27 protein-coding genes and 2 pseudogenes are annotated in these 26,836 nt (G+C 45.6%); 4 read left to right on the top strand and 25 right to left on the bottom strand.

All coding sequences use genetic code 11. The features are described 5' to 3' along the window. Positions 1-81: 81 nt before the first annotated feature. A pseudogene (acnA, locus tag ACH19P_RS02805) lies at positions 82-2,821 on the top strand (aconitate hydratase AcnA). A gap of 43 nt (positions 2,822-2,864) precedes the next feature. Here the strand turns inward: acnA and ACH19P_RS02800 are convergent. The 15 genes from ACH19P_RS02800 to rpsJ form a co-directional block, all read right to left on the bottom strand. Next, positions 2,865-3,080, bottom strand: a complete 216-nt coding sequence (locus ACH19P_RS02800) for a hypothetical protein (RefSeq protein WP_462156992.1) — start codon at positions 3,078-3,080, stop codon at positions 2,865-2,867. Between the two features lie 108 nt (positions 3,081-3,188). Further along, positions 3,189-3,737, bottom strand: coding sequence for a hypothetical protein (locus tag ACH19P_RS02795; RefSeq protein WP_462156991.1), 549 nt, complete (start codon positions 3,735-3,737; stop codon positions 3,189-3,191). Positions 3,738-3,739: 2 nt separating this feature from the next. Next, positions 3,740-3,979, bottom strand: coding sequence for a hypothetical protein (locus ACH19P_RS02790; RefSeq protein ID WP_462156990.1), 240 nt, complete (start codon positions 3,977-3,979; stop codon positions 3,740-3,742). A gap of 66 nt (positions 3,980-4,045) precedes the next feature. Then, positions 4,046-4,651, bottom strand: coding sequence for a hypothetical protein (locus tag ACH19P_RS02785; RefSeq protein WP_462156989.1), 606 nt, complete (start codon positions 4,649-4,651; stop codon positions 4,046-4,048). Between the two features lie 120 nt (positions 4,652-4,771). Then, on the bottom strand, positions 4,772-5,029 hold the full coding sequence (rpsQ, locus tag ACH19P_RS02780; protein WP_347391354.1) for a 30S ribosomal protein S17: 258 nt from the start codon (positions 5,027-5,029) through the stop codon (positions 4,772-4,774). Continuing rightward, positions 5,029-5,220, bottom strand: a complete 192-nt coding sequence (gene rpmC, locus ACH19P_RS02775) for a 50S ribosomal protein L29 (protein WP_105189377.1) — start codon at positions 5,218-5,220, stop codon at positions 5,029-5,031. Before rpmC ends, rpsQ begins: the two co-directional genes overlap by 1 nt. Continuing rightward, entirely contained in the window at positions 5,220-5,633 is a 414-nt protein-coding gene (gene rplP, locus ACH19P_RS02770) for a 50S ribosomal protein L16 (RefSeq protein WP_347391355.1), read from the bottom strand. Before rplP ends, rpmC begins: the two co-directional genes overlap by 1 nt. 12 nt (positions 5,634-5,645) lie before the next feature. Further along, positions 5,646-6,347, bottom strand: a complete 702-nt coding sequence (gene rpsC, locus ACH19P_RS02765; protein ID WP_462156988.1) for a 30S ribosomal protein S3 — start codon at positions 6,345-6,347, stop codon at positions 5,646-5,648. A gap of 12 nt (positions 6,348-6,359) precedes the next feature. Beyond that, positions 6,360-6,692, bottom strand: coding sequence for a 50S ribosomal protein L22 (gene rplV, locus ACH19P_RS02760; RefSeq protein ID WP_105189398.1), 333 nt, complete (start codon positions 6,690-6,692; stop codon positions 6,360-6,362). Between the two features lie 12 nt (positions 6,693-6,704). Then, the gene (gene rpsS, locus ACH19P_RS02755; protein WP_010367084.1) at positions 6,705-6,983 is read right to left on the bottom strand and encodes a 30S ribosomal protein S19; all 279 of its coding nucleotides are present in this window, start codon (positions 6,981-6,983) and stop codon (positions 6,705-6,707) included. A gap of 16 nt (positions 6,984-6,999) precedes the next feature. Next, complete coding sequence (rplB, locus tag ACH19P_RS02750; protein ID WP_462156987.1) at positions 7,000-7,824, bottom strand: 50S ribosomal protein L2; 825 nt, start codon at positions 7,822-7,824, stop codon at positions 7,000-7,002. Positions 7,825-7,841: 17 nt separating this feature from the next. After that, positions 7,842-8,144, bottom strand: coding sequence for a 50S ribosomal protein L23 (rplW, locus tag ACH19P_RS02745; protein ID WP_105199951.1), 303 nt, complete (start codon positions 8,142-8,144; stop codon positions 7,842-7,844). After that, positions 8,141-8,746 carry a 50S ribosomal protein L4 gene (gene rplD, locus ACH19P_RS02740; protein WP_105189381.1) on the bottom strand — a complete coding sequence of 202 codons (606 nt, stop codon included), beginning with the start codon at positions 8,744-8,746 and terminating at the stop codon, positions 8,141-8,143. The genes rplW and rplD overlap by 4 nt, the downstream gene beginning before the upstream one ends. Before the next feature lie 17 nt (positions 8,747-8,763). Continuing rightward, positions 8,764-9,399, bottom strand: a complete 636-nt coding sequence (gene rplC, locus ACH19P_RS02735; protein ID WP_105189382.1) for a 50S ribosomal protein L3 — start codon at positions 9,397-9,399, stop codon at positions 8,764-8,766. 27 nt (positions 9,400-9,426) lie between these two features. Beyond that, positions 9,427-9,738: a 30S ribosomal protein S10 gene (rpsJ, locus tag ACH19P_RS02730; RefSeq protein WP_010376390.1), complete on the bottom strand. Its 312-nt coding sequence runs from the start codon at positions 9,736-9,738 to the stop codon at positions 9,427-9,429. A 651-nt stretch (positions 9,739-10,389) separates the two neighbouring features. On the opposite strand from rpsJ, the pseudogene plsB reads away from it, so the two are divergent. Further along, positions 10,390-12,827: pseudogene (gene plsB, locus ACH19P_RS02725) on the top strand (glycerol-3-phosphate 1-O-acyltransferase PlsB). A 426-nt stretch (positions 12,828-13,253) separates the two neighbouring features. Here the strand turns inward: plsB and ACH19P_RS02720 are convergent. The 4 genes from ACH19P_RS02720 to tesB form a co-directional block, all read right to left on the bottom strand. Continuing rightward, a complete protein-coding gene (locus ACH19P_RS02720; protein WP_462156986.1) occupies positions 13,254-14,627 on the bottom strand; it encodes a DUF262 domain-containing protein in 1,374 nt (457 codons plus the stop codon). Between the two features lie 98 nt (positions 14,628-14,725). Continuing rightward, positions 14,726-15,547, bottom strand: a complete 822-nt coding sequence (locus ACH19P_RS02715; protein WP_462156985.1) for a DUF262 domain-containing protein — start codon at positions 15,545-15,547, stop codon at positions 14,726-14,728. 354 nt (positions 15,548-15,901) lie between these two features. Further along, positions 15,902-16,873 carry a putative phage abortive infection protein gene (locus tag ACH19P_RS02710; protein WP_462156984.1) on the bottom strand — a complete coding sequence of 324 codons (972 nt, stop codon included), beginning with the start codon at positions 16,871-16,873 and terminating at the stop codon, positions 15,902-15,904. Positions 16,874-17,968: 1,095 nt separating this feature from the next. Beyond that, entirely contained in the window at positions 17,969-18,826 is an 858-nt protein-coding gene (gene tesB, locus ACH19P_RS02705; protein WP_462156983.1) for an acyl-CoA thioesterase II, read from the bottom strand. A gap of 84 nt (positions 18,827-18,910) precedes the next feature. Between tesB and ACH19P_RS02700 the strand changes: the two genes are divergently transcribed. Further along, positions 18,911-19,372, top strand: coding sequence for an EVE domain-containing protein (locus ACH19P_RS02700; RefSeq protein WP_462156982.1), 462 nt, complete (start codon positions 18,911-18,913; stop codon positions 19,370-19,372). Positions 19,373-19,388: 16 nt separating this feature from the next. Here ACH19P_RS02700 and ACH19P_RS02695 read toward each other — a convergent pair whose 3' ends face one another. Next, positions 19,389-20,177 (bottom strand): TIGR00266 family protein, encoded by a 789-nt coding sequence (locus ACH19P_RS02695; RefSeq protein WP_347391365.1) that lies wholly within the window; start codon positions 20,175-20,177, stop codon positions 19,389-19,391. Positions 20,178-20,386: 209 nt separating this feature from the next. Between ACH19P_RS02695 and ACH19P_RS02690 the strand changes: the two genes are divergently transcribed. Then, a complete protein-coding gene (locus tag ACH19P_RS02690; RefSeq protein ID WP_462156981.1) occupies positions 20,387-21,964 on the top strand; it encodes an N-acyl-D-amino-acid deacylase family protein in 1,578 nt (525 codons plus the stop codon). A gap of 77 nt (positions 21,965-22,041) precedes the next feature. Here ACH19P_RS02690 and ACH19P_RS02685 read toward each other — a convergent pair whose 3' ends face one another. The 5 genes from ACH19P_RS02685 to ACH19P_RS02665 are packed head-to-tail and all read right to left on the bottom strand — an operon-like array spanning position 22,042 to position 26,668. Further along, the gene (locus ACH19P_RS02685) at positions 22,042-22,698 is read right to left on the bottom strand and encodes a CoA transferase subunit B (protein WP_347393502.1); all 657 of its coding nucleotides are present in this window, start codon (positions 22,696-22,698) and stop codon (positions 22,042-22,044) included. 3 nt (positions 22,699-22,701) lie between these two features. Beyond that, positions 22,702-23,403, bottom strand: a complete 702-nt coding sequence (locus ACH19P_RS02680; RefSeq protein WP_462156980.1) for a CoA transferase subunit A — start codon at positions 23,401-23,403, stop codon at positions 22,702-22,704. Between the two features lie 8 nt (positions 23,404-23,411). Further along, positions 23,412-24,170, bottom strand: coding sequence for a 3-hydroxybutyrate dehydrogenase (locus tag ACH19P_RS02675; protein WP_347391369.1), 759 nt, complete (start codon positions 24,168-24,170; stop codon positions 23,412-23,414). Between the two features lie 2 nt (positions 24,171-24,172). Further along, positions 24,173-25,345 carry an E22 family MetX-like putative esterase gene (locus ACH19P_RS02670; protein ID WP_462159299.1) on the bottom strand — a complete coding sequence of 391 codons (1,173 nt, stop codon included), beginning with the start codon at positions 25,343-25,345 and terminating at the stop codon, positions 24,173-24,175. 18 nt (positions 25,346-25,363) lie between these two features. Continuing rightward, a complete protein-coding gene (locus ACH19P_RS02665) occupies positions 25,364-26,668 on the bottom strand; it encodes a GntP family permease (RefSeq protein WP_462156979.1) in 1,305 nt (434 codons plus the stop codon). Positions 26,669-26,836: the final 168 nt, after the last annotated feature.

Here is a 26,836-nt window from a genome sequence, read left to right as displayed (position 1 = left end):
CAACACGCCCTAGGATTTATGTGTTTGCTAAGGTCACTGTTAATGATTTTTGGTAGGCGCAGATAAACAAAGGGGTTTTGAATGAATAACAGCTTTAATACGCTAGAACAACTGACAGTCAACGCCAAGCAATATCACATTCACTCATTAGCCAGCCTAGGCGACAAAGCCAAACGGCTGCCTTTCTCTCTGAAAATTTTATTAGAAAACTTACTTCGCCATGAAGACGGGGAAAACATCACCGTTGATGATATTCAGGCCTTGCTCGACTGGGATCCAAAGGCCAAACCAAGCCAAGAAGTCGCTTTTACGCCCGCGCGTGTGGTGATGCAAGATTTCACTGGCGTGCCTGCCATCGTCGATTTAGCAGCCATGCGCGATGCCATGGAGAAACTCGGAGGCGATCCCAGCAAGATAAATCCATTGTCACCTGCTGAATTGGTAATCGACCACTCAGTGCAAGTGGATAGCTATGGTCAAGACGGCGCTTTTGACCTCAATGCCAAACTCGAATATGAGCGCAATAAAGAACGCTACGAATTCTTACGCTGGGGACAAACCGCGTTTGATAATTTGAAAGTAGTGCCACCTGCAACGGGGATTGTGCACCAAGTAAATTTGGAATACCTCGCCCGTGTTATTTTTGAAAAGGACGACAATGGTCACACTTTCGCCTACCCAGACAGCCTAGTCGGCACCGATTCACACACCACGATGATCAACGGTCTAGGCATACTTGGATGGGGAGTCGGAGGAATTGAAGCCGAAGCAGCGATGCTGGGTCAGCCTATTAGTCTGCTCATTCCACAAGTTATCGGCTTCAAACTCAAAGGCGCATTGCCAGAAGGTACAACTGCGACGGACCTAGTGTTAACCGTCACCCAGATGCTGCGCGAAAAAGGTGTCGTGGGTAAGTTCGTCTGAATTCTACGGCGATGGTCTTGCCGACCTTCCTCTAGCCGATCGTGCCACCATTGCCAATATGGCACCGGAATATGGCGCGACCTGTGGCATCTTCCCAATTGATCAAGAAACGCTTGAATATTTGAAGCTCACAAACCGCAGTGACGAACAAATCAAATTAATCGAGATGTACGCGAAGCATCAAGGCATGTGGCGTGAGCAAGGTGACGAGCCGATGTACACGGATACCCTTGAGCTCGATTTAAGTCAGGTAGTCCCGAGTCTCGCTGGCCCTAAACGACCGCAAGATCGCATTGCGCTCGATACAGCGGGTACGGTGATCAGCGGCCATTTAGCGCAGTTCCAAGACGAGCGAGCCAAGCAAAAAGAAGCTGCTTCACAACAAGAGTCACGCATTGTTTCAGAGGGCGGTCAAGCCGAACCTTCAACCAATGAGCCTCAAGTAACCGGGGTCGCTAAAGTCAATTTTAAAGGCCAAGATTTTGAGCTCAATGATGGTGCCTGCGTTATTGCTGCAATCACCAGCTGTACCAATACGTCAAACCCGAGCGTTATTCTCGCAGCGGGGTTAGTGGCGAAGAAAGCGAACGAACTGGGCCTCAATGTTAAACCTTGGGTGAAAACATCGTTAGCACCGGGCTCGCAAGTGGTTACTGATTATTTGCAAAAAGCAGCGCTGATGGATGATCTGGAAGCCCTTGGTTTTAATTTGGTGGGGTATGGCTGTACTACTTGCATCGGTAACTCCGGCCCACTGCCAGATGAGATTCAAAAAGCCATCACCGATCATAAGCTGATTGTCAGCTCAATTCTCTCAGGGAATCGTAATTTCGAAGGTCGAATTCACCAAGATGTGAAAATGAACTTTCTAGCGTCTCCGCCTCTGGTGGTAGCCTATGCACTCGCAGGTCGAACTGACATTGACGTATACAATGAACCACTCACTCAAGATAAAAATGGCCAAGATGTTTTCCTAAAAGACATATGGCCGAGCGTAAGTGAAGTCGCGGAACTCGTGAAATCAACTGTAACCAAGGACATGTTCGCCAAGAGTTATGCGGATGTTTACAAGGGTGACGAACGCTGGCGTGGTATCGCCATTCCGCAAGCCAAGCGCTATGAATGGAACGACGCCTCCACCTATATTCGCAAAGCGCCATTCTTTGACGATATGAACAAGGAGCCGCCCGGTATCCCAACTATTTCTGGAGCTCGTTGTTTAGCGAAACTAGGCGATTCAGTAACCACTGACCATATTTCCCCAGCAGGATCGATTAAAGTCGATGCCCCAGCGGGTGAATATTTATTGTCACACGGTGTGCCCAAAGGCGAATTTAACTCCTACGGCTCTCGACGTGGTAACCATGAAGTAATGATGCGTGGTACCTTTGCCAACGTGCGCTTACGCAATCAGCTCGCACCTGGTACAGAGGGCGGAATAACTCGTACACAACCACAAGATGAACTTGCCAGCATCTACGACGCGGCTATGCAATATCAGCAAAACAGCACGCCACTGGTTGTGTTGGCGGGCGCTGAATACGGCACAGGATCATCGCGAGACTGGGCAGCTAAAGGCTCATTACTGCTTGGTATTAAGGCGGTCGTTGCCAAGAGCTATGAGCGTATTCACCGCTCAAACCTCATTGGTATGGGCGTATTGCCATTGCAGTTTAAAGAAGGTGAAGGTCACGAAGAGTTAGGACTCTCCGGTAAGGAAACATTTGATATTAATGGGTTAGTCGATAAAGCATCGGAACTTGAAGTAGTTGCCACTAATGAAGAAGGTGCTAAAACTACATTCAAAGTCGATGTTCGCATCGATACTCCAAAAGAGTGGGACTACTATAAGCACGGTGGCATTTTACAATATGTGCTTCGTCAGATGATTAATTAAAGAAGCCACAACATAAAGAAGCCACCTATCGGGTGGCTTTTTTTTATTTCACGTCGCGCGACTTTTCACGCTGGATTAACTCTTCGTAAGTGAGCCAATATTGAGAGGTTTCAAGTGGCGTCTTCTCTGGCAATAAGGGATTGTGCAATTCGACGACTGTACGACCACTCAATGTAATAAGGTACTTGTTTAATAAAAATAACGAATTACGAGCTGCCTTTAGCAAAGACACTTCATGTTCATTGACCCGAACCGTCACGTCCTAGGCTCTTAGCGTTAATAAATCAATTGGTATAATTGTTCGTGTGACAGCCAGAATTGCGGGTTCAAGGTAGGAGTTTGATCAGGTAACAATGGGTTATCAAGATTAATGATATTGCGCTTTTGGAGATTGAGAATTTGCAATCCCTGATTGTGGAAAGGGTGGTTGATCAAATAAGCTTTTCAATTCTCCAGAATCAATCATTTTTTGTAAGCCATATTCCAGACGCTGTGCAAGCTCTTCATTGTCACGGTGGACAAAAAAGTACATCGCTGCAGGATAGTGAAGTAACCACCTGTCTTCGATTGTAAAATGAGCACCTTGATTAAAAAACGACAGTTCTTGGCCAATTTCCAATATACCTCGGGGAAAGTAGTCAAACTGATTCCCACCTAAAAGAGCATACATACTGTCATGCCAGCTCACCGCTTCAACTGCAAACCCATTGGCTTGCATAATTGCACTATCTGGCCAGTCATGACCAAGTAAGGCTGTCTGCTTTTTTAGCTCTTCTGCTGTCTTTATGTTGGCAAACTTGGCCTTATCCGATTCTTTGATCACAAGAATCCGATAGCCGATTAAGCCCATAGTCAAAGGAACACGCACGGCTCGCGCTCGGTTTTCTCGCTCTCGCGAAGTCATCGACCACATCACATCTATTTGATCATTCTCTCAAGCGACCGAAATTGCCTTCCTTGTAGCATGGGCACATCAATCGCTTCTAATTCAATGGCCCCGAATTCAGATTCAGACAAAGCCAAAGAGCGTTTAAAGACCTGAAGGTAATAGCTATTTTCAGAGTCTTCATTGCCAAAAAAGGGAGCAACATAGCGCACGCTTTGTGCCTGACAAGCAAAGGCGCTGAAAGTGAACAGGAATAAAAAAACAAGCTTCATAGACAGTTTTGTCGCTACTTCATTAACACTAAGTGTAGAGAGTAAACACAAGGATAGCCAATGACGTCAAAATTCTCGTTCTTGCAGGTAACTTAAGCGACCTTGTTGCGATAGTTGCTCAACATACCGTCTCTCCAAAGCCCAAGGGTGGCGTTTCCAGCCTTGAAAGCCAAATCCGACAATATAAACGTGATAACCCAAGGATACGAAGTGGTTAATTGCAAGCACACCCGAGCTAGGCCAGCGTGGTGTATGCTCCGGCTTGCCTAAGCCTAAGAGATAATTGAGAAGCTGCATTCTACAGCGCTGAGTTACGCGCCCCTGTTCTTGCGCTTGTGCATACTTTGCCAACAATGCCTCACCGTGATTGATGTTGCCTTTTCGCTTAATTGTTTGATAGAACCATTGGCCAAAGCGATTTGGCTTTGGGTCACTGATCATTACTTTAGTTAAGTGATGTGGCGCGACAATAGCAGGTAAAGCCGCTAAGCGCTGCGCCTGCTTCCCTCGCCCAGTTAACCACAAATCAGTGCACTTGGTACCAAGGTGTGAAGGCATGCCTGCGCAGTTATTAAATCGCACAACACGGTCGAATTTGTCGACTTGGTCAGCAAGTTCTTCATCAATGGGCCCATTGCCAATGATCAAAACACTCGGTGAAGTATGGTGCATGTAGAAAGGTACGAGAACACGGACATAGTGCCAATGTTAGGTGGTGTTTATGAAAAGCAGATGACAAAAAGCCCCAGCAAATGCCGGGGCTTTTTAGGTCCGAATAGACTTAATTAAAAATTAAGCTTTCTTTGGACGCTCAACAACGTCTACTAAAGTCCAAGACTTAGTCTTAGAGATAGGAGCACACTCACGAATAGTAACTGTGTCGCCTTCTAAAGCAGTGTTGTTTTCATCATGTACGTGCAACTTAGTAGTACGCTTCATGAATTTACCGTATACCGGGTGCTTCACGTAACGTGCCACAGCAACAGTGAAAGACTTGTCCATCTTGTCGCTGATTACACGGCCTTGTAGAGTACGGATCTTATCGCTCATTATGCACCTGCCTTCTGGTTAATAACCGTTTTAACACGCGCGATATCGCGACGTACTTTACGTAGCAAATGAGATTGAGCTAGCTGACCAGTGCTTGCTTGCATGCGCAGGTTAAACTGCTCACGAAGAAGCTCAATAAGTTCAGCGTTAAGCTCTTCTACGCTTTTATCTTTAAGTTCGCTAGCTTTCATTACATCACCGTCCGAGTTACAAAAGTGGTTTTGAATGGTAATTTACGAGACGCTAGGTTGAATGCTTCACGAGCAAGCTCTTCTGAAACACCTTCCATTTCGTAAAGTACTTTACCAGGCTGAATTTCAGCAACCCAGTATTCAACAGAACCTTTACCTTTACCCATACGAACTTCAAGCGGCTTGTTAGTGATTGGCTTGTCTGGGAATACACGAATCCAGATTTTACCTTGACGCTTGATGTGACGTGTCATAGCACGACGAGCTGCTTCGATTTGACGAGCTGTCATACGGCCACGGCCAGTAGCCTTAAGACCGAAAGCACCGAAGCTTACTTTGTTACCGTTTTGCGCAAGACCACGGTTGCGGCCTTTGTGCATCTTACGGAATTTTGTACGTTTTGGCTGTAACATTACTCGCTACTCCTACTTAGCACTTTTCTTGGCTTTCTTCGGGCCACGTTTAGCAGGCTTCTCTTGCTCTTGAACTAGTGGAAGACCACCAATAACTTCGCCTTTGAAGATCCATACTTTAACACCGATGATGCCGTAAGTGGTTGCAGCTTCAGAAGTTGCGTAATCGATATCAGCACGAAGAGTGTGTAGAGGTACACGACCTTCACGGTACCACTCAGAACGTGCGATTTCTGCGCCGCCTAGACGACCGCTTACTTCAACTTTGATACCCTTTGCACCAATGCGCATAGCGTTTTGTACCGAACGCTTCATAGCGCGACGGAACATAACACGACGCTCTAGCTGTGACGCAATACCGTCAGCTACTAGTTGTGCATCAAGCTCTGGCTTACGTACTTCCGCAATGTTGATTTGCGCAGGTACACCAGCGATTTTTGTTACAGCTTGACGTAGCTTTTCAACGTCTTCGCCTTTTTTACCGATAACAACACCAGGACGAGCTGTGTGAATTGTTACACGGATAGATTTAGCTGGGCGCTCGATAACGATTTTAGCTACAGAAGCGTTCTTAAGTTCCTTAGTAAGGTAAGAACGTACTTTGTGATCGCCAAAAAGCTGCTCAGAGTAATCTTTTGTATTCGCGTACCAGGTAGAAACCCAAGGTTTAGAGATACCTAGGCGAATACCAGTAGGATGAACTTTTTGTCCCATTACTTATATCTCCTAGTTATCCGAAACCACAACAGTGATGTGGCTTGTACGCTTAAGGATGCGGTCTGCGCGTCCTTTAGCACGAGGCATGATGCGTTTCATTGTAGGACCTTCGTCTACAAATACTTTCGCTACTACAAGCTCATCAATGTCAGCACCTTCGTTGTGCTCCGCGTTAGCGATAGCAGACTCAAGTACTTTCTTAACTAATGCAGCCGCTTTCTTTGGGCTGTACGCCAGGATTTCTAGGGCGCGATCTACCGGTAGTCCACGGATTTGGTCTGCAACTAGACGTGCTTTTTGCGCCGAACCAGAGGCGAATTTGTGTTTAGCTAATGCTTCCATCATAACCTCCGATTAACGTTTCTTAGCTTTCTTATCAGCAGCGTGGCCGCGATAAGTACGTGTAGGTGCGAATTCACCCAGTTTGTGACCGATCATTTCGTCTGTGACAAACACAGGAACGTGCTGACGACCATTATGGACAGCGATGGTCAATCCGATCATGTTAGGTATGATCATTGAACGACGGCTCCAAGTTTTAATTGGCTTCTTGTCACCGCTTTCCAACGCTTTCTCTACCTTCTTCAGCAAGTGCAGGTCAATAAAAGGACCTTTCTTGAGAGAACGTGGCATGGCTATTCCTCAACTATTATTTAGTACGACGACGTACGATGAACTTATCAGTACGCTTGTTCTTACGAGTCTTGTAACCTTTGGTAGGTACGCCCCATGGAGATACAGGGTGACGACCACCAGAAGTACGACCTTCACCACCACCGTGCGGGTGATCTACCGGGTTCATGGCAACACCACGAACTGTCGGACGGATACCACGCCAGCGGTTTGCACCAGCTTTACCTAGTGAACGTAGCATGTGCTCAGCATTACCTACTTCACCTAGTGTTGCGCGGCAGTCAGCTAGTACTTTACGAACTTCGCCTGAACGAAGACGTAGAGTCACGTATTGACCATCACGTGCTAGGATTTGTACGTAAGCGCCTGCAGAACGTGCAATCTGTGCACCTTTGCCAGGCTTAAGCTCTACGTTGTGTACAGTCGAACCTACAGGCATATTGCGCATAGGTAAGGTGTTACCAGCTTTGATTGGTGCATCAACACCAGACTGGATTTGATCACCTGCTTTAAGACCCTTTGGAGCGATGATGTAACGACGCTCACCGTCTGCATAACAAACCAACGCGATGTTCGCGCTACGGTTTGGATCATACTCTAGACGCTCTACTTTAGCTGGAATGCCATCTTTAGTGCGTTTAAAGTCAATTACACGGTAATGATGCTTGTGACCACCACCGATATGACGAACCGTGATACGACCTTTGTTGTTACGACCACCGGTTTTAGAGTTCTTCTCTAGAAGCGGAGCGTATGGCTTACCCTTGTGTAGATCAGGGTTAACCACTTTAACGACGTGACGACGACCCGCAGAAGTTGGTTTACACTTTTGAAGTGCCATAATTCTAACTCCCCTTATTACTCGGCGCCGCCGACAAAGTCTAGCTCGCTACCTTCTTTAAGAGTAACGTAGGCTTTCTTCCAGTCGCTACGACGACCGAAACGCATACCAGTACGCTTTGTTTTACCCTTAACATTTAGTGTGCGAACACCAGTTACTTCTACTTCGAAAAGCTTTTCTACAGCTGCTTTAACGTCAGCTTTAGTTGCATCTTTAAGTACTTTGAAAACAATCGTGTTGTTATCTTCAGCAGATACAGTGCTCTTCTCAGAGATGTGTGGAGCAAGGATTACTTTTAAAAGACGTTCTTCACGGATTATGCTAGCGCCTCCTCAAGTTGCTTTACAGCACCCTTAGTCATAACAACCTTATCGAAAGCGATTAGGCTTACTGGGTCGATGCCAGCTACGTCACGTACGTCAACCTTGTATAGGTTGCGAGCAGCAAGGAATAGATTCTCTTCTACTTCTTCTGTCACGATTAGTACGTCTTTAAGCTCAAGCTCTTTAAGCTTAGCTACAAGTGCTTTAGTCTTAGGAGCTTCGATACCGAAGTTCTCAACTACAACTAAACGCTCTTGACGAACAAGCTCAGATAAGATGCTCTTGATCGCACCGCGATACATCTTACGGTTAACTTTTTGGCTGTGATCTTGCGGCTTAGCTGCAAAAGTCACACCACCGCTGCGCCAGATTGGGCTACGGATTGTACCAGCACGTGCACGGCCAGTACCTTTTTGACGCCATGGCTTCTTACCGCCACCGCTTACTTCAGAACGTGTCTTCTGAGCTTTAGTACCTTGACGAGCACCTGCTGCGTAAGCAACAACTACTTGGTGTACTAATGCTTCGTTAAACTCACGTCCAAAAGTAGCTTCGGAAACTTCAAGAGCGCCTGAAGCGTCTTTAATTGCTAATTCCATCACTAAATCTCCAGGACTTATGCTTTAACAGCTGGTTTAACGATAACGTCACCGCCGATAGCGCCAGGTACTGCACCTTTAACTAGAAGCAGGTTACGCTCAGCGTCAACACGAACTAGTTCAAGGTTCTGAGTAGTTACACGCTCAGCACCCATGTGACCGGCCATTTTCTTACCTTTAAACACCTTACCAGGTGATTGGTTTTGACCGATTGAACCAGGAGCACGGTGAGACAATGAGTTACCGTGAGTCGCGTCTTGCATGCTGAAATTCCAGCGCTTAACACCACCTTGGAAACCTTTACCTTTAGAAGTACCAGTAACGTCAACTTTGCTCACTTCGTTGAAAACTTCAACAGTGATTTCGTTACCAACTTCGAAGTCGCCTTCACCGCCATTTAGACGGAATTCCCACAGACCGCGACCCGCTTCAACGCCAGCTTTAGCGAAGTGACCCGCTGCTGGTTTGTTTACACGGCTAGCTTTTTTCTCGCCTGCGGTTACTTGAAGCGCGTTATAACCGTCTGTTGCGTCAGATTTGATCTGCGTAACACGGTTAGGAGTCGCTTCGATAACTGTCACAGGGATAGATACGCCATCTTCAGTGAAGATGCGAGTCATACCCACTTTACGACCGACTAGACCTAATGCCATTTTCCTAAAACCTCTCTAATCTTCCGATTAACCCAGGCTGATTTGAACATCAACACCAGCAGCAAGGTCTAGGCGCATTAGAGCGTCTACAGTCTTGTCTGTTGGTTCTACGATGTCGATCAGACGTTTGTGGGTGCGGATCTCGTACTGATCACGCGCGTCTTTGTTAACGTGCGGAGAAATCAATACTGTGAAACGTTCTTTGCGTGTAGGTAGTGGGATTGGACCACGAACCTGAGCACCTGTGCGTTTCGCTGTTTCCACAATTTCCGCCGTTGATTGGTCAATCAAACGGTGGTCAAAAGCTTTTAGGCGAATGCGAATGCGTTGATTTGACATTCTAAAACCTCAATAAAAAGAGCATTTAAAAAGAGCATAAAAAAACACCCGAAACTTACTTACTACTAAGAAGTCGGTTGTCCTTTCATTTTCTACCATTGAACTCCAAATCGGAGTTCCTGTTTATGCTTGAAATCCAAGCTATATCTATCTTTCTGAGTCCTTGGTGAGACACCTAAGGCAAAGAAAGTCTGCGTATTATAGAGAGATTGGTGATAAATGCAACAGTTTTTTACGAAAGGCTTAGAAACCTAAGGGGTTTAGTAAACGAGGTACAACGGACAAGGGAGATGCATCAACAGTGTAAGTCCTATTTACTCACCACCCTTGTCCACTGCAGCAGGGTGCCTAGTCCCAGGGATACGACTAAATACCGAGCTCGGTGCTGTTGTGACAGTCTATGTTCGTAATTATCCCGACACACAACTGACACGAGGCTTAAAGGTAGGTTACTTTATGAGCGCTTAAATTTTAACCCCCGAAGCACGGGTTCTAGATGAGACTTTTTAAAGTTGAGTTGGCTTGGTAAATAACGAGCCAATGGTCAGTCCAGTTATAAGTTGGTATCATTCGCACCCCTTTTTGTGTTTTCTTATCCATTACCAATGTGGTTTATGCACCTAGGTAATGTGCTTAAGTGAGTGATTCTGAATGAGAATAGTAAATCGCGGCATCGACTTTTTAGCTCGCTGCTTAAACGCCATTTGTGTCAAAACCAAGGTACTTCCACAACATCCTGTTGCTGACTTCGAGCTCGATGTCACCGTGCCTACCTTTTATATTGGCCGTTTAAATTCTCGCACGGATATCGCAGCGCTGGCGAAAGTGTGCAGAAAACTGGGCTTACCAGACCCAACACAGGAGCAAGAGCTAAATGGCGCTGAACTACCTCGCTTTATCGGTATTCAAAATCCGCCTCCTCTTTTGGCAACAAAAGCCGCCCAAGTTGTGCGCTGCGCCAAGGTAAGGAGATCTTTGACTCACTAGAGCGCGCCCCGGAGCAAAAAATCCAAGTGGTGCCGGTGACCATCTTGTGGGGGCGTAATCCAGGTAAAGAAAAGCCGGGTTTGAGCACGCTTATTTCTCATTCACTCACGCCAAGCTGGTTCCGCAAGATTTTCGTGGTCCTGTTTTCTGGGCGCGATAACCTCATTCGCTTTAGCCAGCCGTTGGATTTAGCCAAGCTGGTTGAAGGACGCACAGATAAAGAAGAACTCCCGCATAAGCTGGTACGTGTTGCCCGCGTGCACTTCCGTCGTCAAAAACTTGCGGCAACAGGCCCGAAATTGCCATCACGCGAAGCGTTGTTCAATTCTCTATTGGCGTCGCCAACCATTAAAAAAGCCATTGCGGATGAAGCAAAGTCGAAGGGATTAAGCCACGAAGAGGCGCGCCAAAATGCGCTCGACCTGCTGGATGAAATCGCCGCGAACTACTCCGATGCCATGGTGCGCGTTGCTGACCGAATTCTTACATGGCTGTGGAACAAGTTGTATAACGGCATTGATGTACGCTACGCCGACCAAGTACGCGAGCTTACCGACAAAGGCCATGAGATCATTTATGTGCCGTGTCACCGCAGCCACATGGACTACTTATTACTCACCTATGTGATTTACCATCAAGGATTAGTGCCGCCCCACATTGCTGCGGGTATTAACCTCGACTTCTTCCCTGCTGGACCGATTTTCCGTCGCAGCGGCGCCTTCTTTATTCGCCGTTCTTTCAGCGGCAACAAACTGTATTCAGCCGTATTCAAAGAGTACTTAAGCCAATTGTTCATCAAAGGCTATTCAGTGAAGTTTTACACTGAAGGCGGCCGCAGCCGTACAGGACACTTGCTGCCACCGAAAACCGGTATGCTGGCGATGACTTTACAAGCCATGCTCCGTGGTATCGACCGCCCTATTTCCATCGTCCCTGTGTACATTGGGTATGAGCATGTGATGGAAATTAACACCTATCTTAAAGAACTGGCGGGCAATAATAAAAAGAACGAATCGGTATTCGGTGTATTCAAGGCCATTAAGAACTTGAAGAACTACGGCCGTGGTAACCTCAACTTCGGCACGCCTATTAATGTTAACCAGTTCCTCAACGAGCATCAGCCTGATTGGCGTGATGCCATTCACCCAACCGACGCGCAAAAGCCAGCGTGGCTAGGCTCACAAGTGAACAAGTTGGCTGACGAAATCATGGTCAATATTAACAGCGCCGCCGCGGTTAACTCGGTTAACCTATTAGCGACTATCTTACTGACCAATGATCAGTTTGCGCTCAGTAAAGTGCAGCTGCTTGAACAAATGCGCTTTTATTTGCGCATGCTAGAAGATGCGCCATTAAGTGAACACGTGACTTTGCCAGAGCAAAGTGCAGAAGAACTGCTTGAGCATGCGCTAACACTGAACAAGTTCGATGTGATGAACGACCAGTTCGGCGACATCATCGCCATCGCCGAAAAAGAGCGCACCTTATTCAACTATTATCGCAATAACGTGCTGCACCTGTTTGCGGTGCCAAGCGTCATTGCGCAGCAGCTGTTCAAAAACCACCGCATCACACGCAGCGAGTGTAAGGCACAGATCAAACGCCTTTACCCACTGTTTGCCAAAGAGTGGTTCTTGCTGGAATTAAGCGATGACTACATCGACAATATTCTTGCTAGCTTTGCCGCTCAAGGCCTGATCCGCGCCGACGGCGAACAACTTGAGGTGCTCAAAGAAGGCGACAACCAAGCTACCCTCGAAATGTTGGGTAAAGTAGTGCACCACACCTTGCTACGTTACGCACTTGTCATTGGCTTGCTGAGTGAAGACAAGAAGCTCAGCCCGTCAGAGCTGGAAAAAGAAAGTACCGCCGTGGCGCAGCGATTAGGCACCTTGCATGGCATTAAGAGCCCAGAGTTTTTCGACAAAAAAGTACTCGCCGCGTTTATCGCCAACCTACGCGAAGAGAAACTGATAAAGAAATGTGATGACAACTCGCTAGTGCACAGCGAGGCACTGCATATTGTTAATGAGGATTTGCATCAGTTGCTGCCAGCACGTATTTGGCAGTCGATTAGTGATACAGTGGCGGCCACGCGATAAGGCGCGTAAGCCTTTGTGAGTCGTCGGGCCGCCGACTATGGCGGTTTGTAGGTCGGTGCTCTGCGCCGACAAAGGTGGTAATTGATAGATTTTGTCGGGCCGCCGACTTCGGATCAGAGGAAATGCGCGCCCATTTCCTCTAACAACTCCTAAGGCGCCCGTGATTCGCAAATGCCTCCGAACTCAGGTGTTTGTTAAACGCTCCGCTTAGCTTTCAACCCGGTTTAACTCGTCATCCTGACTCGATAAACCTAACTCCGCATCCATGCTCCGTTGTTTCAATCACGCTCCACAACAAAAGCCGATTTCTACAGCGCGAATCATAACGGGGAATGCTCACACTTATAGCGTTTCGCACGACTGCTTGTTTGGGGTTGTTGTGAGGGCAAGTAAAGCCTGAACTCTTACCCATTCATTAAATGGTTGTTATACGCTTATGTCATCAAGGAGATCTTCGAAATATTCTTGCTGATGAACACCTTGCTCAGGGTTTTTAAGCTTATTTTTAACTAACGCCATCTTATCTTGTAACTCATTAAAAGTTATGGACTCTTTTCGGTTGTCATCAAGCCTTTGCATTATCTGAAATAAAAGATAAAAATCGACTAAATACCGCTTTCCACCTTCTTTATAGAAAACTTCATTTAGCGAGTTTTTAAGATTACTAGGTGATAATTTAGACTTCAGAATCGAAATTATTTTTTCAATATTTTCGATTGATTCTAGAAATTTATTTTTAAGTTCCATATCAGTTAATATTTTCTCTAGAAGGGCTGAGACATCTTTCTTTTCAGTTATTCTGCAATTAATTTTACTGTCCCTTAAGTAAAAACCTAAACTAGTATATTCAGGTCTATACTTTGAGTTGTACAAGTTATAGGCTAGTAGAGTTATGAGCTCCTCATTCAACATTCTATCTGAAGAATTATTCCCATTTCTTTGCTTTATATAAAACCACTCAATATTGTTATCGGTTATTTCTCTTATATACCTAATAACATCCCTATCCATGAATGAGTTCCACATTTCGAAGGAATTTTCTTTTATAGGATAAGGCTTATTATTAAGCCTTATAAAGAGGTCAACAGGATCAAAATTGTTATTTAAATATGAATCTATCTCAATAACACTAAGCATGAAGTCATAAATTTTATCTTGAAGGTTAAAGTCTAAATCTTCAAACCTAGAACCGTTTAACTCATGCAGTATTTTAAGCCTTGATAATTTAAAGTTGCAGCACTTAGGATATGTTGTAGTTCCATTTTCGTCCTGATAACTTTTTCCTAAAAAACCCAAAACTGAAAGTAATCGTTGTTGGCCATCTATAACCTCTTTAACACCATTTCGGTTTTTATAGATGAATAAAGGGGGCAGGTTAATCCCAAGAAGAATACTTTCAATGATTGCTGAAGCTTTAAATACATTAATCTTTTCAAGCCTTTGATAGCTAGGTCTAATTAAGTATTTGTTTCCATTTAATTCCTCTACAATTTCTTCTATTGGAATTAAGGAAGGTTCTGGTTTTTGCACGCGTAATGACGCTAACTCATCTAATTTTAGTTTGGCTTCCTTTTCACTCTGCCTCATTTTTTTGACAGAGTTTTTGAAATCATCATTCTTAATAAATATAGAAAAGTCAAAAGGCAACAGTGTCGAAATCATTTTACTGATTGACTTATGCCTCCCAATAATTGATTTATAGTGGTGACTATTTTCTGAGAGGAAGTCATCTTGGTGATTTGTCAAATAGTCATTTATTTGGCTAATGCCTGTAGAAGTGTATAGGGGGGAAATATCCACTTCCTCTTCAAGAAGTATGAATATTGCCCAAAGTAGAGCCTCATTTATCAGTTTGTTAGGAGAAACAGTTAAATTTTGTATAAGCTCTATTGTTTTGTTCAGGTTATAAAATAAGCTCTCACATATTTCGTCAGGGTTTTCTGTGTTCTGTGACTTAACGCCGTAGAGAAATCCATTATCTCAGTTCTATTACTACCGCTAGCGTATGTGCTTATAGGGAAAGATGATAGAACTAAATATCTCCTCATAAACTGTAGCACTTTTGACGTATCATCATTCTTAAAAACTTTACCAAGAAAGTGCTTTTCAACCAATGAAACGAATTCTGGATTATTAACAATACGTGCTTTTAATTCGTTTGTTATAGAGTCATCATCATAAGTTGCATTGTCAATTTCTGCGCTGTTTAGTGGGGTGATACCGGAGTTATATCTTCTGAAAATTTCTTTCTTTATTTTGTCTTCTAGGGTTGCATCTAGCCTTGGTTCATTAAATATTTCAAATTCAAAAATACGAATTTTTGCATCATCGAGTAGCCCCTGAATTTCAGGATTTAGAGTACTGAATTGTCTGTTCTGTAGCTGAGTGAGCTTTGTGAGCCCTTTAATGCTTAATTTAAGTTCACCGTTACGAAACTTCTTGATGGTTTCATAACGTTGCCTACCATCAATTACCTCAATTGTAGAGCCTGTATTGAAGAAAATTAATGGAGGAACATCGGTTCCCAACAGAATACTTTCAATGAAGAAAGTTGCTTTACTGTTGTCCCATACATAGTTCCGTTGATAGTAGGGATCATATTTTATCTTTTCGACTCTTCTTTTGCTAAAAAGGGTTTTTAGAGAAAGTGAATAAACTTTTGTTGTTATATGGTTTTTGAAAATGTTTTCAAAATCTTCTTGATTTAAATATAAACTCATTATTGGCTCTCTCTAAACCATGTCTTTATTTAGCTGTAATTTTTTCGGGGAACGTAATTCAAATACTACTGACTTACTCGTTTTTCTGACATCTATGAACCCTGCTAGTTGCTCTGAAGGTACATACATGGCATATATAAACCTATCAAAAAGAATCAACTCTAGATACTTCTGAAAACTCTCTACATCAAACTTTGCGAGGTCAATGTTTTCTAAATCACGAAAAGAAGAAATTTCAATTTTCATTTCATTCAAGTCAGATGATTCAATTGATATCAAAATATCTTCATGGAGGGGGAGAGGAACGGAAATCCGAGATTCGTCAAAGTCATCAGCATAATATTCCCTTTCCAGTCAATCAATAAAACTCTGAATTAAAGTAAAAAGTTCATTATTAAATCGTAATCTAAATGCATTTTTAGTATCAAAATCTTTTTTGTTTGCACCATCTAATATTTTCGGCTTTCCATCACTATTTTTAGGAACTAAAAATTTATAAACTTCTAGTTTTGACATTGAAGGTAGATGTTTTAATAGGTTGTACTTTAAAATTAGCTTGTACGAGTTTTCACTGTAGTAAGAGTGAGAGTTGTAGTATAAAGCAAGTAACTCATTTTCACTTAGCTGAGATCGTAGGATTTTGATATAAATGAACTTTTCTTCATCGTCAATTTCAGAGTCATCAATAGTTTTTATGATCCTATAAACAAGCCTGAAGTAATGAGTTAGCTCTTCTTTTTTTGAATAGAAAACTCCTAGGTATATGTCATTTGAAGTTTTGTAGTCATTAATTGGGTGGGCGTTTCCAAGTGTTTGAGCGTAAAGTTCGCTTCTAAGCTCTTTAAAGTAGTTGCCGCTTGAACAGTTATTATTAAGCTCACTAACCACGGTGTTGTACAAATCAAGTAATGAAAAATAAATAGAATCGAGCCTTTGTTGCATGAGGGTCTTTGATTGCTCTTTAAAAACGTTTCTTGATTGCTTTAATTCTTCTCGTTGCAGCGAAAACTCTTGCCTTTGCAACTTGAACTCTTCTGATTGTGTTTTTAACGCATCTACCTGTTTGTCCAGTGCGGTTCTATTCGTTTGGAAGTCAGCTCGCTGCTCTTTCAGAGCATTGTAAAAAAGTAACACCCCACAAAGAGACCAAACCGATCCCAAAACTCCGCCGACAAAATCTCCAAAAGTACCAAATTTTCCATCATCAATTGGCGCTGAAATAGAGTAATTGTTTTTCCAAAGAAAAAATACAATTAATGGGATTAGTATTACTAAAAGCCACAGAGCAAGCTTATATATTCTTTCTGCTGAACTATTTTCGGACATGTTTTAAATTCATTTTTTCTGGAAGAATGTATAGGGGGCAAAGACAATACAAGAGTCAAGCCTAGCTAACTCCTTTGTCATAATTTAGAGCAACCCACCTAGCCAAGCTAAAACTAATAACAACAATAAGTTACCAGTGGTTTTGATTACAAGCAATTACAGCTGTACTTTGCATGGAAAGTTACGCCAAACTAACAGGTATTGCCCTTTCCGTTTTGATTCGCGCTTTCGATCTCAGATTTTGTTGTGGAGTGTGTTGTTGATAGCAAGGCGCGACGCCGAGCTAGATTTACCAGCACATGAATGTGCTGGTAAATCGCATCAACGACTAAACGAAACGTTTAACAAAAACCTGAGTTCGCAAGCTTTTGCGAATCACGGGGACGGGGGGGATTTCAAAGGGGGAATCGTATCATCCCCTTTCGTGTGCTGTCGCTACCGCGACATGAACCAACAGCGAATAAAAGGTGAGGAGGTGTATTGATTATATTTACCTTGAATTATTTACCTAAAAGCATATTATCAATTGCAAGCGGTTACCCGCGAGGTGTCAGGCAAAATTAGGGCAGAATAATACTTCACTAAGATACCGAAACGAACAAACTAAATTTAAGTTAAAGTGTCGAGCAAACGAAATACAAACGTTTAAGCCAATATTACATAGACTAAAGCTCACCCCATTAATGAAACTCCACGAAAAAGTGCTCACTTTAATTCACGCAGAAAATATAGCTTTCAATATACCAGACAACTAAAAATATACCTGTAAGCCTGATAGTCACTAACCCTCTATAGGTGTTGGCTATGAAAATTCATTTTAGTATTTCCGCAGCATTTCATGCTTGGTTTCTAAAATTTGAATTCGGTTTGGACAAACGTAAATCCAATCGAGTTGATGAAAAAGAAGCTTAAAAAGCTGAGCCTACATTCTTAAATGTGGGCTTTTTTGTCGGTGCGATTCTAGAATCTACTAAAAACGTCGCGAGCGAAGTCAGTACAAGGCAAAAATCGCTGAAAAGCCGCAGTTTACTGGCCGTAAATGAGGACTTTGAAGCGATTTTTAACGCCGTAATGATGAGCGTAGCAGTTTTAAGCCTACCTTTCGCGCATAACACCTTCTTGAATGGTAGAAGCGACTAACTCCCCCGCGCGGTTAAAGAACTGTCCGCGCACCAAGCCACGACCGCCGCTGGCACTGGGGCTGTCCACACTGTAGAGCATCCATTCATCCATGCGGAATGGGCGGTGAAACCACATTGAGTGATCAATAGTCGCGACTTGCATGTTCGGATGCATAAACGATTTACCGTGTGGTTGCAGAGCCGTAGGTAAAAATTCGAAATCGGATGCGTACGCGAGCAGGTAGTTGTGAATACGCTGGTCGTCTGGCATGTCACCATTGGTCTTAAACCAGATATGCTTCGTTGGTTCGGCCACTTGCGGGGCAAACGGGTTTTGAAATACCACAGGGCGCATATCAATGGCTTTTTCGCTAATAAACTTATTGCGAATAGGCTCGGGGATTTGGTGCGCGTGTTCGCGATAGAAATCCAGCGCGGAACGTAGCCCCTCGGGAGCAGGCACATCCGGCATTGGGCTTTGATGTTCAAGGCCTTGTGACTCACCCGAGAATGACGCCGTCATGTAGAAAATCGGTTTACCGTATTGAATCGCACTGACACGACGCGTGCTGAGGCTTTTGCCGTCGCGGATATTTTCAACATCATACACAATCGGTCTTGAGGCATCGCCTGGGCGTAAAAAGTATGAGTGCAATGAGTGAACCACACGCCCTTCAGGCAAGGTTTCCTTTGCGGCTGACAGCGCTTGCCCCATAACTTGGCCACCAAATACGGCTTTAAAACCGAGGTCTTGGCTGGCACCACGATACAAACCGAGTTCGATTTCTTCTAACTTTAAAAGCGACAGTAAATTATCTAATGCTTGGCTCATTGTGTCCTCATTACCACATTGCAGCTAATACAATGATAATACTATACAATAGCCTTGTTCACATAGTTCAGAGCAGGATAGAAAATGGCTTATTGGTTATTAAAAACAGAACCCGACGCGTTTTCATTGGCCGACTTGCAAGCAGCGCCAAACAGCACCACAGTTTGGGACGGTGTGCGTAATTATCAAGCGCGCAATTTTATTCGTGATGGTATGCAGGTGGGTGACAAAGCCTTTATCTATCACTCCAGTTGTAAAGTGCCTGCTATCGTTGGTGTTGCTACGATTTCTAAAGGGCCTTTTGCAGATCCAGCACAATACGATGCCAGCAGCGATTACTATGATCCAAAAGCAACAGCTGATGCGCCGCGTTGGTTTAGTGTGGATGTAAAATACGCCGAGACATTTGCCAAGCCAATTACCTTGCAGCAGATAAAGGCGGACCCAGCGATTGTGGAGCTGGCACTGAAAAAGTCGGGACGACTCTCTGTGATGCCAGTCACCGAAGAAGAGTGGCAATACCTGTATGGCATTGCCAGCAAGTAAGAGAATACGACGGAAATTAATCGCCGTCGATGAAATCACCTATGCCGCCAAGGATAGAGCCTTCACCTTGGCGTGAGCCACCTGCTCGCGGCGCATGTTCAAGTACACGGTCCGCCAAGCGCGAGAATGGTAGACTTTGAATCCACACGGTGCCGTGGCCACGAAGCGTGGTCAGGAACAACCCTTCACCGCCAAAGAACATAGAACGCAGCCCTTTGACCCGTTCGATATCAAACTCGATACCGCCAGTGAAGCCCACCACACAACCTGTGTCTAGGCGCAGTGTTTCACCGTTGAGCTGCTTCTCTACCACAGTGCCACCTGCATGTGCGAAGGCCATACCGTCACCTTCCAAGCGCTGCAAGATAAAACCTTCACCGCCGAAGAAGCCCGCACCTAATTTACGTTGAAAAGCAATGTTCACTTCCGTGCCCAAAGCGGCACACAAAAACGAGTCTTTTTGCAGGAATACTTGTTCGCCCAATTGCGCCATGTTTAACGGCACTATGGTACCGGGGAAAGGTGCTGCAAAGGCGACGCGTTTCTTGCCCATGCCCTGATTGGTAAAGTGCGTCATAAACAGCGATTCACCGGTGATCATGCGCTTACCCGCACTGAATAGCTTACTCATAAAGCCTTGATTAACCTGTGAACCATCCCCCATTTTGGCTTCAAATTGAATGCCGTCTTCTAGGTAGTTCATCGCCCCAGCTTCAGCTATCACCGCTTCACCTGGGTCTAGTTCCACTTCCACCATCTGCATTGAATGGCCGATAATTTCATAATCCACTTCATGACATCGCATTGTGCTGTCTCCTTTTTCTTGATGAGCTTAGCATGACGGAATTGAACAAAGGTTGCACCGAATAAAATGTAAGCAGCTTTTTCAAAGACACCTGTGCTCTTTGTCAGCGCAATACATTCGTTCATCGTATTCTGAGTTGTTATTTTTTGCGCATCGCGGTTAACTGGTAGGCAAATAAAGCGCATGTAAATCAATCATAAGGAATGTTCATGTCACAATCCCCCCAGTTTAAATTGCGCATGATGGGCGTTATGATATGGGCGGCCTCCCTAAGCGGGTGCGCAAGCAATTCGCGCATCCAGATTGATACGCAAATAACGGCAAACAACCTTTACTACGATGGTCAATTGCAACCCGGCGTGTTGGGGATCAATGATGGTAAAATAGTATTTGTCGGCACACACGCACCTTCGCAATACAGCGCCAGTAATGTATTAGATGCGGGCAATGACTACGTTGTTCCAGGCTTTATTGACCCGCATACCCATGCCTGCGACGACTTCAAAGACACCACTGCCAACACCAACCTCAATTACCTTACACAAGGGGTTACAACGGTGGTGTGCAATGTGGACGGCGGCGGTGAAATAGATGTTGATGCCATGCTTAGCCGTTTGCAAAACCAAGGCATCGGTAGCAATGTGGCCGTACATATTGGTCATGGTGCAGTACGTCGCGCCGTAATGGGCCGGGAAAATCGGGCGCCAAACGCGGCAGAGATGAGCGCCATGAAGGACTTAGTCGAAGAAGCCATGCAGGCAGGGGCATTAGGTTTATCTACAGGCCTTTACTATGTGCCCGGTAATTATGCACAAACCAATGAAGTGATTGAATTAGCAACAGTGGCTGCTCAATATGGCGGTTATTACGATAGCCATATTCGTGATGAAAGCTCCTACTCAATCGGCTTAGTAGCAGCAGTGGATGAAGTTATCGCTATCGCCCAAGGCGCAAAGATTCCTGCGCACATTGCACATATCAAAGCCCTTGGCGTAGATGTGTGGGGCCAAAGCGACGTTATCGTTGAGCGCATCGATGCAGCGCGCGCTAGGGGGTTAGCCGTCACCGCTGATCAATATCCTTGGCGTGCATCAGGCACCAGCATTGCTGGGAGCTTAATACCACGTAAGTTAATGGCGGGCTCACACGCTGACTACATTGCTCGCCTTAACGATACCCAGCAGTGGCCTGCAATTCGCGCCGCAATGGGCGATAATTTACGCCGTCGTGGCGGCGCTGAATCGTTACTCATTACTGACCCTAAACACCCGCAATGGCGCGGCAAAACCTTGGCGCAATTGGCCAGCCAATGGCAGATAGATGCAATTGATGCAGCAAAGAAGATCATCGTTGAAGGTGAAAACGCGCGCGTCGCCAGCTTCAACATGAATCAGCACGATATTGACCAATTCATGCAGCAAGCGTGGGTCATGACTTCCTCCGACGGCAGTGTGGGTCACCCACGCAAGTTCGCAAGCTTTCCTAAAAAATTTGCTGAGTATGTTGTAGAGCGTCCAGTTCTGAGCGTTGAACAATACATTCACAACAGCACCACGCTCACTGCGCAAACTTTGGGATTAATAGGCTATGGAGAAATTAAAGAGGGCAATGTGGCCGATATTGCCATCTTCAATCCCGAGACATTTCGCCCGCATGCCGACTATCTCAACCCTCAGGCACTCAGCTCTGGAGTACAATGGCTATTTGTTAACGGTGAGGTGGCGATTGCTGCTGGCACGCCCACTGAGGTGTTAGCGGGCAAAGCAATTAGAAAAAATCTGTTGTAAAAAAACACCCAGCTATGCCTTGGACTAGCTGGGTGTTTGGTCGTGCAATTTAGGATAAGGCGTTGGCCAAATTGGAACTAAAACTGCATTTCAGGAACCTGATCGGGGCAAACAAGTTTGCCCTGTGTTTTTTCTTTAATTTCTTCCACACTCACACCCGGTGCGCGCTCAAGTAAGTGGAAGGCACCGTCTTTTATTTCTAGCAATGCGAGATCGGTGATCACCTTGTTTATACACCCTACGCCCGTCAGTGGTAGTGAGCATTGGGTCAACAATTTTGAGTCGCCGTGCTTACTTGCATGAGTCATGGTGCAAATAATGTTCTTCGCACCTGCCACCAAATCCATGGCGCCGCCCATCCCTTTGACGAGCTTACCGGGGATCATCCAGCTGGCGATATTGCCGTTTTGGTCCACTTCAAATGCGCCTAATACGGTAAGGTCGACGTGACCACCGCGGATCATGGCAAAGCTCTCTGCTGAGCTAAAAATCGCTGCGCCTGTGCGTGCTGTCACGGTTTCTTTGCCGGCGTTAATCATGTCAGCGTCTACTTCGGCCTCGGTTGGGTATTCACCCATTCCCAGCAAACCGTTTTCAGATTGCAACATCACATCGATGCCTTGCGGCACATAGTTAGCTACCAAAGTAGGAATACCAATGCCTAGGTTAACGTAGTAACCATCATGTAATTCTTGCGCTACGCGCTGAGCCATTTGCTCTCGTGTAAGTGCCATGATTTATGCTCCTCGCACTGTGCGTTTTTCAATGCGCTTTTCAAATTGCCCTTTGATGACGCGCTGCACATAAATACCTGGGGTGTGAATTTGGCTGGGCTCAAGCTCACCCGGTTCAACAATCTCTTCCGCTTCAACCACGGTGATCTTGCCTGCCGTAGCCGCCATGGGGTTGAAGTTCATCGCTGTGTGGCGATACACACAGTTGCCAAAGCGGTCAGCTTTCCATGCTTTAACAATGGCAAAGTCACCCACAATGCTTGGCTCAAGCACATAATCACGACCGTCAAATTGCTTAATGTCTTTGCCATCAGCAACCACAGTACCCACACCTGTTGCGGTATAAAACGCAGGAATACCCGCACCACCAGCACGCATTTTTTCCGCTAAGGTGCCTTGTGGGGTGAGCTCCACTTCCAACTCACCATTCAACAACTGCTGTTCAAATAGCGCGTTCTCACCCACGTAAGACGCCACCATTTTTTTGATTTGCTTGTCTTCAAGCAAAATCCCCAAACCAAAGCCATCTACGCCGCAGTTGTTTGACACTACTGTGAGACCCGTGGTGCCTTTGTGTTTAATTTCTTTGATCAGGCCCTCAGGGATGCCACACAAACCAAACCCACCGGCAATCACGGTCATGTTATCCGCTAATCCCGCCAGCGCCTCTTCGTAGCTGCTTACTACTTTATTAAAACCTGCCATGTTCTCTCCTATTGCGCAGTCCAACCGCCATCAAGGGCGATGGCTTGGGCGGTGATGTTGCGCGCGGCATCCGCCATTAAAAAGTCAACGGTGTGTGCAATTTCATCCAAACCAATAAAGGCTTTTTTCGGCATCGGCGCGAGCATAATGGTGTCGATAACTTGTTGCTCAGAAATACCATGTTGCTTTGCTTGGCTGGCAATTTGCGCCTCCACCAGCGGGGTTTTCACATACGCTGGGCAAATGGTGTTTACGGTGATATCAACATCACCGGTTTCTAACGCCAGCACTTTGCCAAGACCAATCAAACCGTGCTTCGCTGAGACGTACGCTGACTTATATTTCGACGCTACCTGCGCGTGAATAGAGCCAATGTTGATGATGCGACCAAAATTTTGCTCGCGCATCGCAGGAAGTACCGCTTTGGTGAGCATGGCAGGGCCATTGAGCAACACATCTTGCAGTAGCTGCCATTTATCCAAAGGGTACTCATCCAAACGCTCAACGTGTTGAATGCCCGCATTGTTAATAAGCACATCAATGGTGGGCTGGCTTGCCACAAATTCGCCTAGCGAGGCTAAGTCGGCCACATTCAATGCGAATCCTTGAGCACGAATGCCTTGCTCTTTAAGGATGGCGGCTTCGCTAGCTGCACGCTCGCCATCAAGATCAGTTAATAAGATCTCATGGCCTTGCTTGCCAAGGTGCTCAGCCACGTAGCGACCAATGCCACTGGCTGCGCCGGTAATTAAAATACGCTTACTCATGTTTACTCCGCTAAAAACTCTGCAATGACGGGCGCTTTAGTTTGAATTGAGAAGATGCCGTCAAGATGACCCCAAATACCTTGTATTTCCTCGATTTTTACGTTCTTTCCTTGCTCTTTAAGTAGCTTTGCAAACTCGCGAACTGGACCAGGACGCAGCAGTAAATCATTACTTGCCGGCATCAATAGAATGTCCGCTTTAATTTTTTGTGCCGCATCGGCTAAATCTTCTTGCATGCCTGCGCTGTATAGCTGAGATGCACGCACAAGATATAAGATGTGGTTAGCGTCTTGTGTTTGTGCACGAGCTAGCGCGCGCTGCTTAAGCACTTGGTTTATTGCAGGAAGCGTACGAATATCTTTCTTCGCGCCTTCATCCTGTACTTTGAAGTCCGGGAAACTGGCCTTGTAGATTTCAGGGTGCATCGCGTCTTGGGTGATGTTCAGCATGGTCGCAGTCACACCTGCTAGTGGGCGCTCACCTTCGTAGTAGTTACCATTGTTCCAGTTTGCATCTAAGCGAATCGGCATCGCCCACTTCTCTAGTGCAGGCACTGTCCACGCATCCATTTTCGCTGCGCCAATTACATGCACTAAGCGCTCAACCATGTCTGGGTAACGCACTGACCACTCCAATGCTTGGAATGAGCCCATTGACGCACCAATCACTGCATGCAACTTGTCGATACCAAGGCTATCAAGTAAACGCTTTTGCACTTCAACAAAGTCGCCAATGGTCACCACTGGGAAGTCCAAGCCATATGGCTTGCCCGTTTTAGGGTTAATAGATGCAGGACCTGTGGTGATCACGTTTTTGTCATGCCAGTTGGCGTTCACTAAGGTGTCTGAACTGATCACATAATATTTATTGGTATCAATAGCTTTACCCGGGCCAATGATCGCGTCCCAATAACCAGGCAAGGCATCCTCCGTGTTGTACTTACCTGCTGCGTGCGACGTGCCTGAGAAGAAATGCGTAATTAAAATCACATTGTCTTTGGCGTCGTTGAGTTTGCCATAGCTCTCCCAGCCCACTTGTACTTGGGGCAAGGTCACACCGGATTCTGTGGTGTAGTTTTCAAAAGCAAAACGTTGTTTTTCCACCAGCATGGGCTCGCTTTGAGCACACGCCCACTGGCTAACAACAATTAAGACAACACTAAAAACTCGTAACATAGACATGTTGTTCATTCCTTAAAATAAGATAAATAGGGCTAGCGCTAGCGCCACACCAATAAGCGGCACGACAGCGGTTAATGCAGCCATTGACCAATAAGCACGCTGGTGTGTTTCTTTACAGATTGCACGAATCGTGGTGACCACATAACCGTTATGCGGCAAGGTGTCTAATGCGCCGGAGCTGATTGCCACTACACGGTGTAATTGTTCAGGATTTACACCCGCATCAAGGTAGTGCGGTGCAACCAATGGCAGAGCAATTGCCTGGCCGCCTGAAGCCGACCCCGTTAAACCGGCTATCACACTTACTGCAACCGCAGCACCGAGTAATTCGTTGCCCGGCATATTAGTCATCACTTGCACAGCCACTTGGAATGCTTCGGTGTTCTTGGCGACCGCACCAAAACCGACCACCGCACTGGTATTACCGATAGCCACCAACGCGCCAGTTGTGCCTTCGTTAATAGCGCCAGCTAGATTATGGAAATGCTTGAAGTTGATGACCAATAGCGTCAGAACGCCACCTAATAGCGCCACAATCAACGCACTTTGCTGAAATACATCATGCAAAGTGAAAGATAAAAGCAGTACCACCAACAATGGTATAACACCTGTGATTGGGTGCGGGTAATCACGCTCTGGAATTTCTGGGTCATCTTCACGTGCTTCGAAACACTCGCCGTTAGCAACCGCTTTAGTGATCATCTTCTTCAGCCACCAGTAACCCGCAATCGCCATAAACACGGCAACAAACAAACTCACTTCCCACGCTGCGTAAGGTGAAGTGCCTAAGTATTTAATCGGGATCCAGTTTTGAATTTCTGGTGAACCTGCAGAGGTCATGGTGAAGGTTACAGAGCCAAAGGCCAGCGTTGCAGGAATAAAGCGACGCGGTAAATTGGCATCTTTAAACAAGCTCAGCGCCATGGGATACACAGAAAACGCGACGATAAACACACTTACACCGCCGTAGGTCAGCACCGCACACGCAATCACCACCGCCAGAACCGCATGCTTCATGCCCAACTTATTAACGATGGTACGCGCCACACTGTCTGCTGCACCACTGTCTTCCATGAATTTACCGAACAAGGAACCAAGTAAGAACATGAAGAACCACGCACTGAGGAATCCAGCAAAACCATTCATGTAGGTACTTACAAAGTCCAGCGTCACACCCTCACCCGGAAACAATGCCATGTTGCCACTAAGGGCAACGAGCAACGCACAGGCTGGGGCTGCGATAAATAAGTTAACACCACGCAGAGTGAGGATAATGAGTAGTACTAGGCCGCCAATGAGACCAAACATACTGAGCATAGTGTGCTCCTTGAATTATTATTTTTTTAGTTAGCAGGCACAGCATAGCAGCTGTTTCTGTTAACAACACATGCAACCAGTCTGGCTCTGGTTGGCGTTAAAATACATAGTACTAAGGTTATAGAACCGCGCTAAACCCCGTATTTAAAGGGCTTCAGCGACGATAGT

The organism is Pseudoalteromonas sp. GB56, assembly GCF_054923835.1.
Note: the sequence above shows the minus strand (reverse complement) of the source record. Positions and strands in the feature narration are given on the sequence as shown.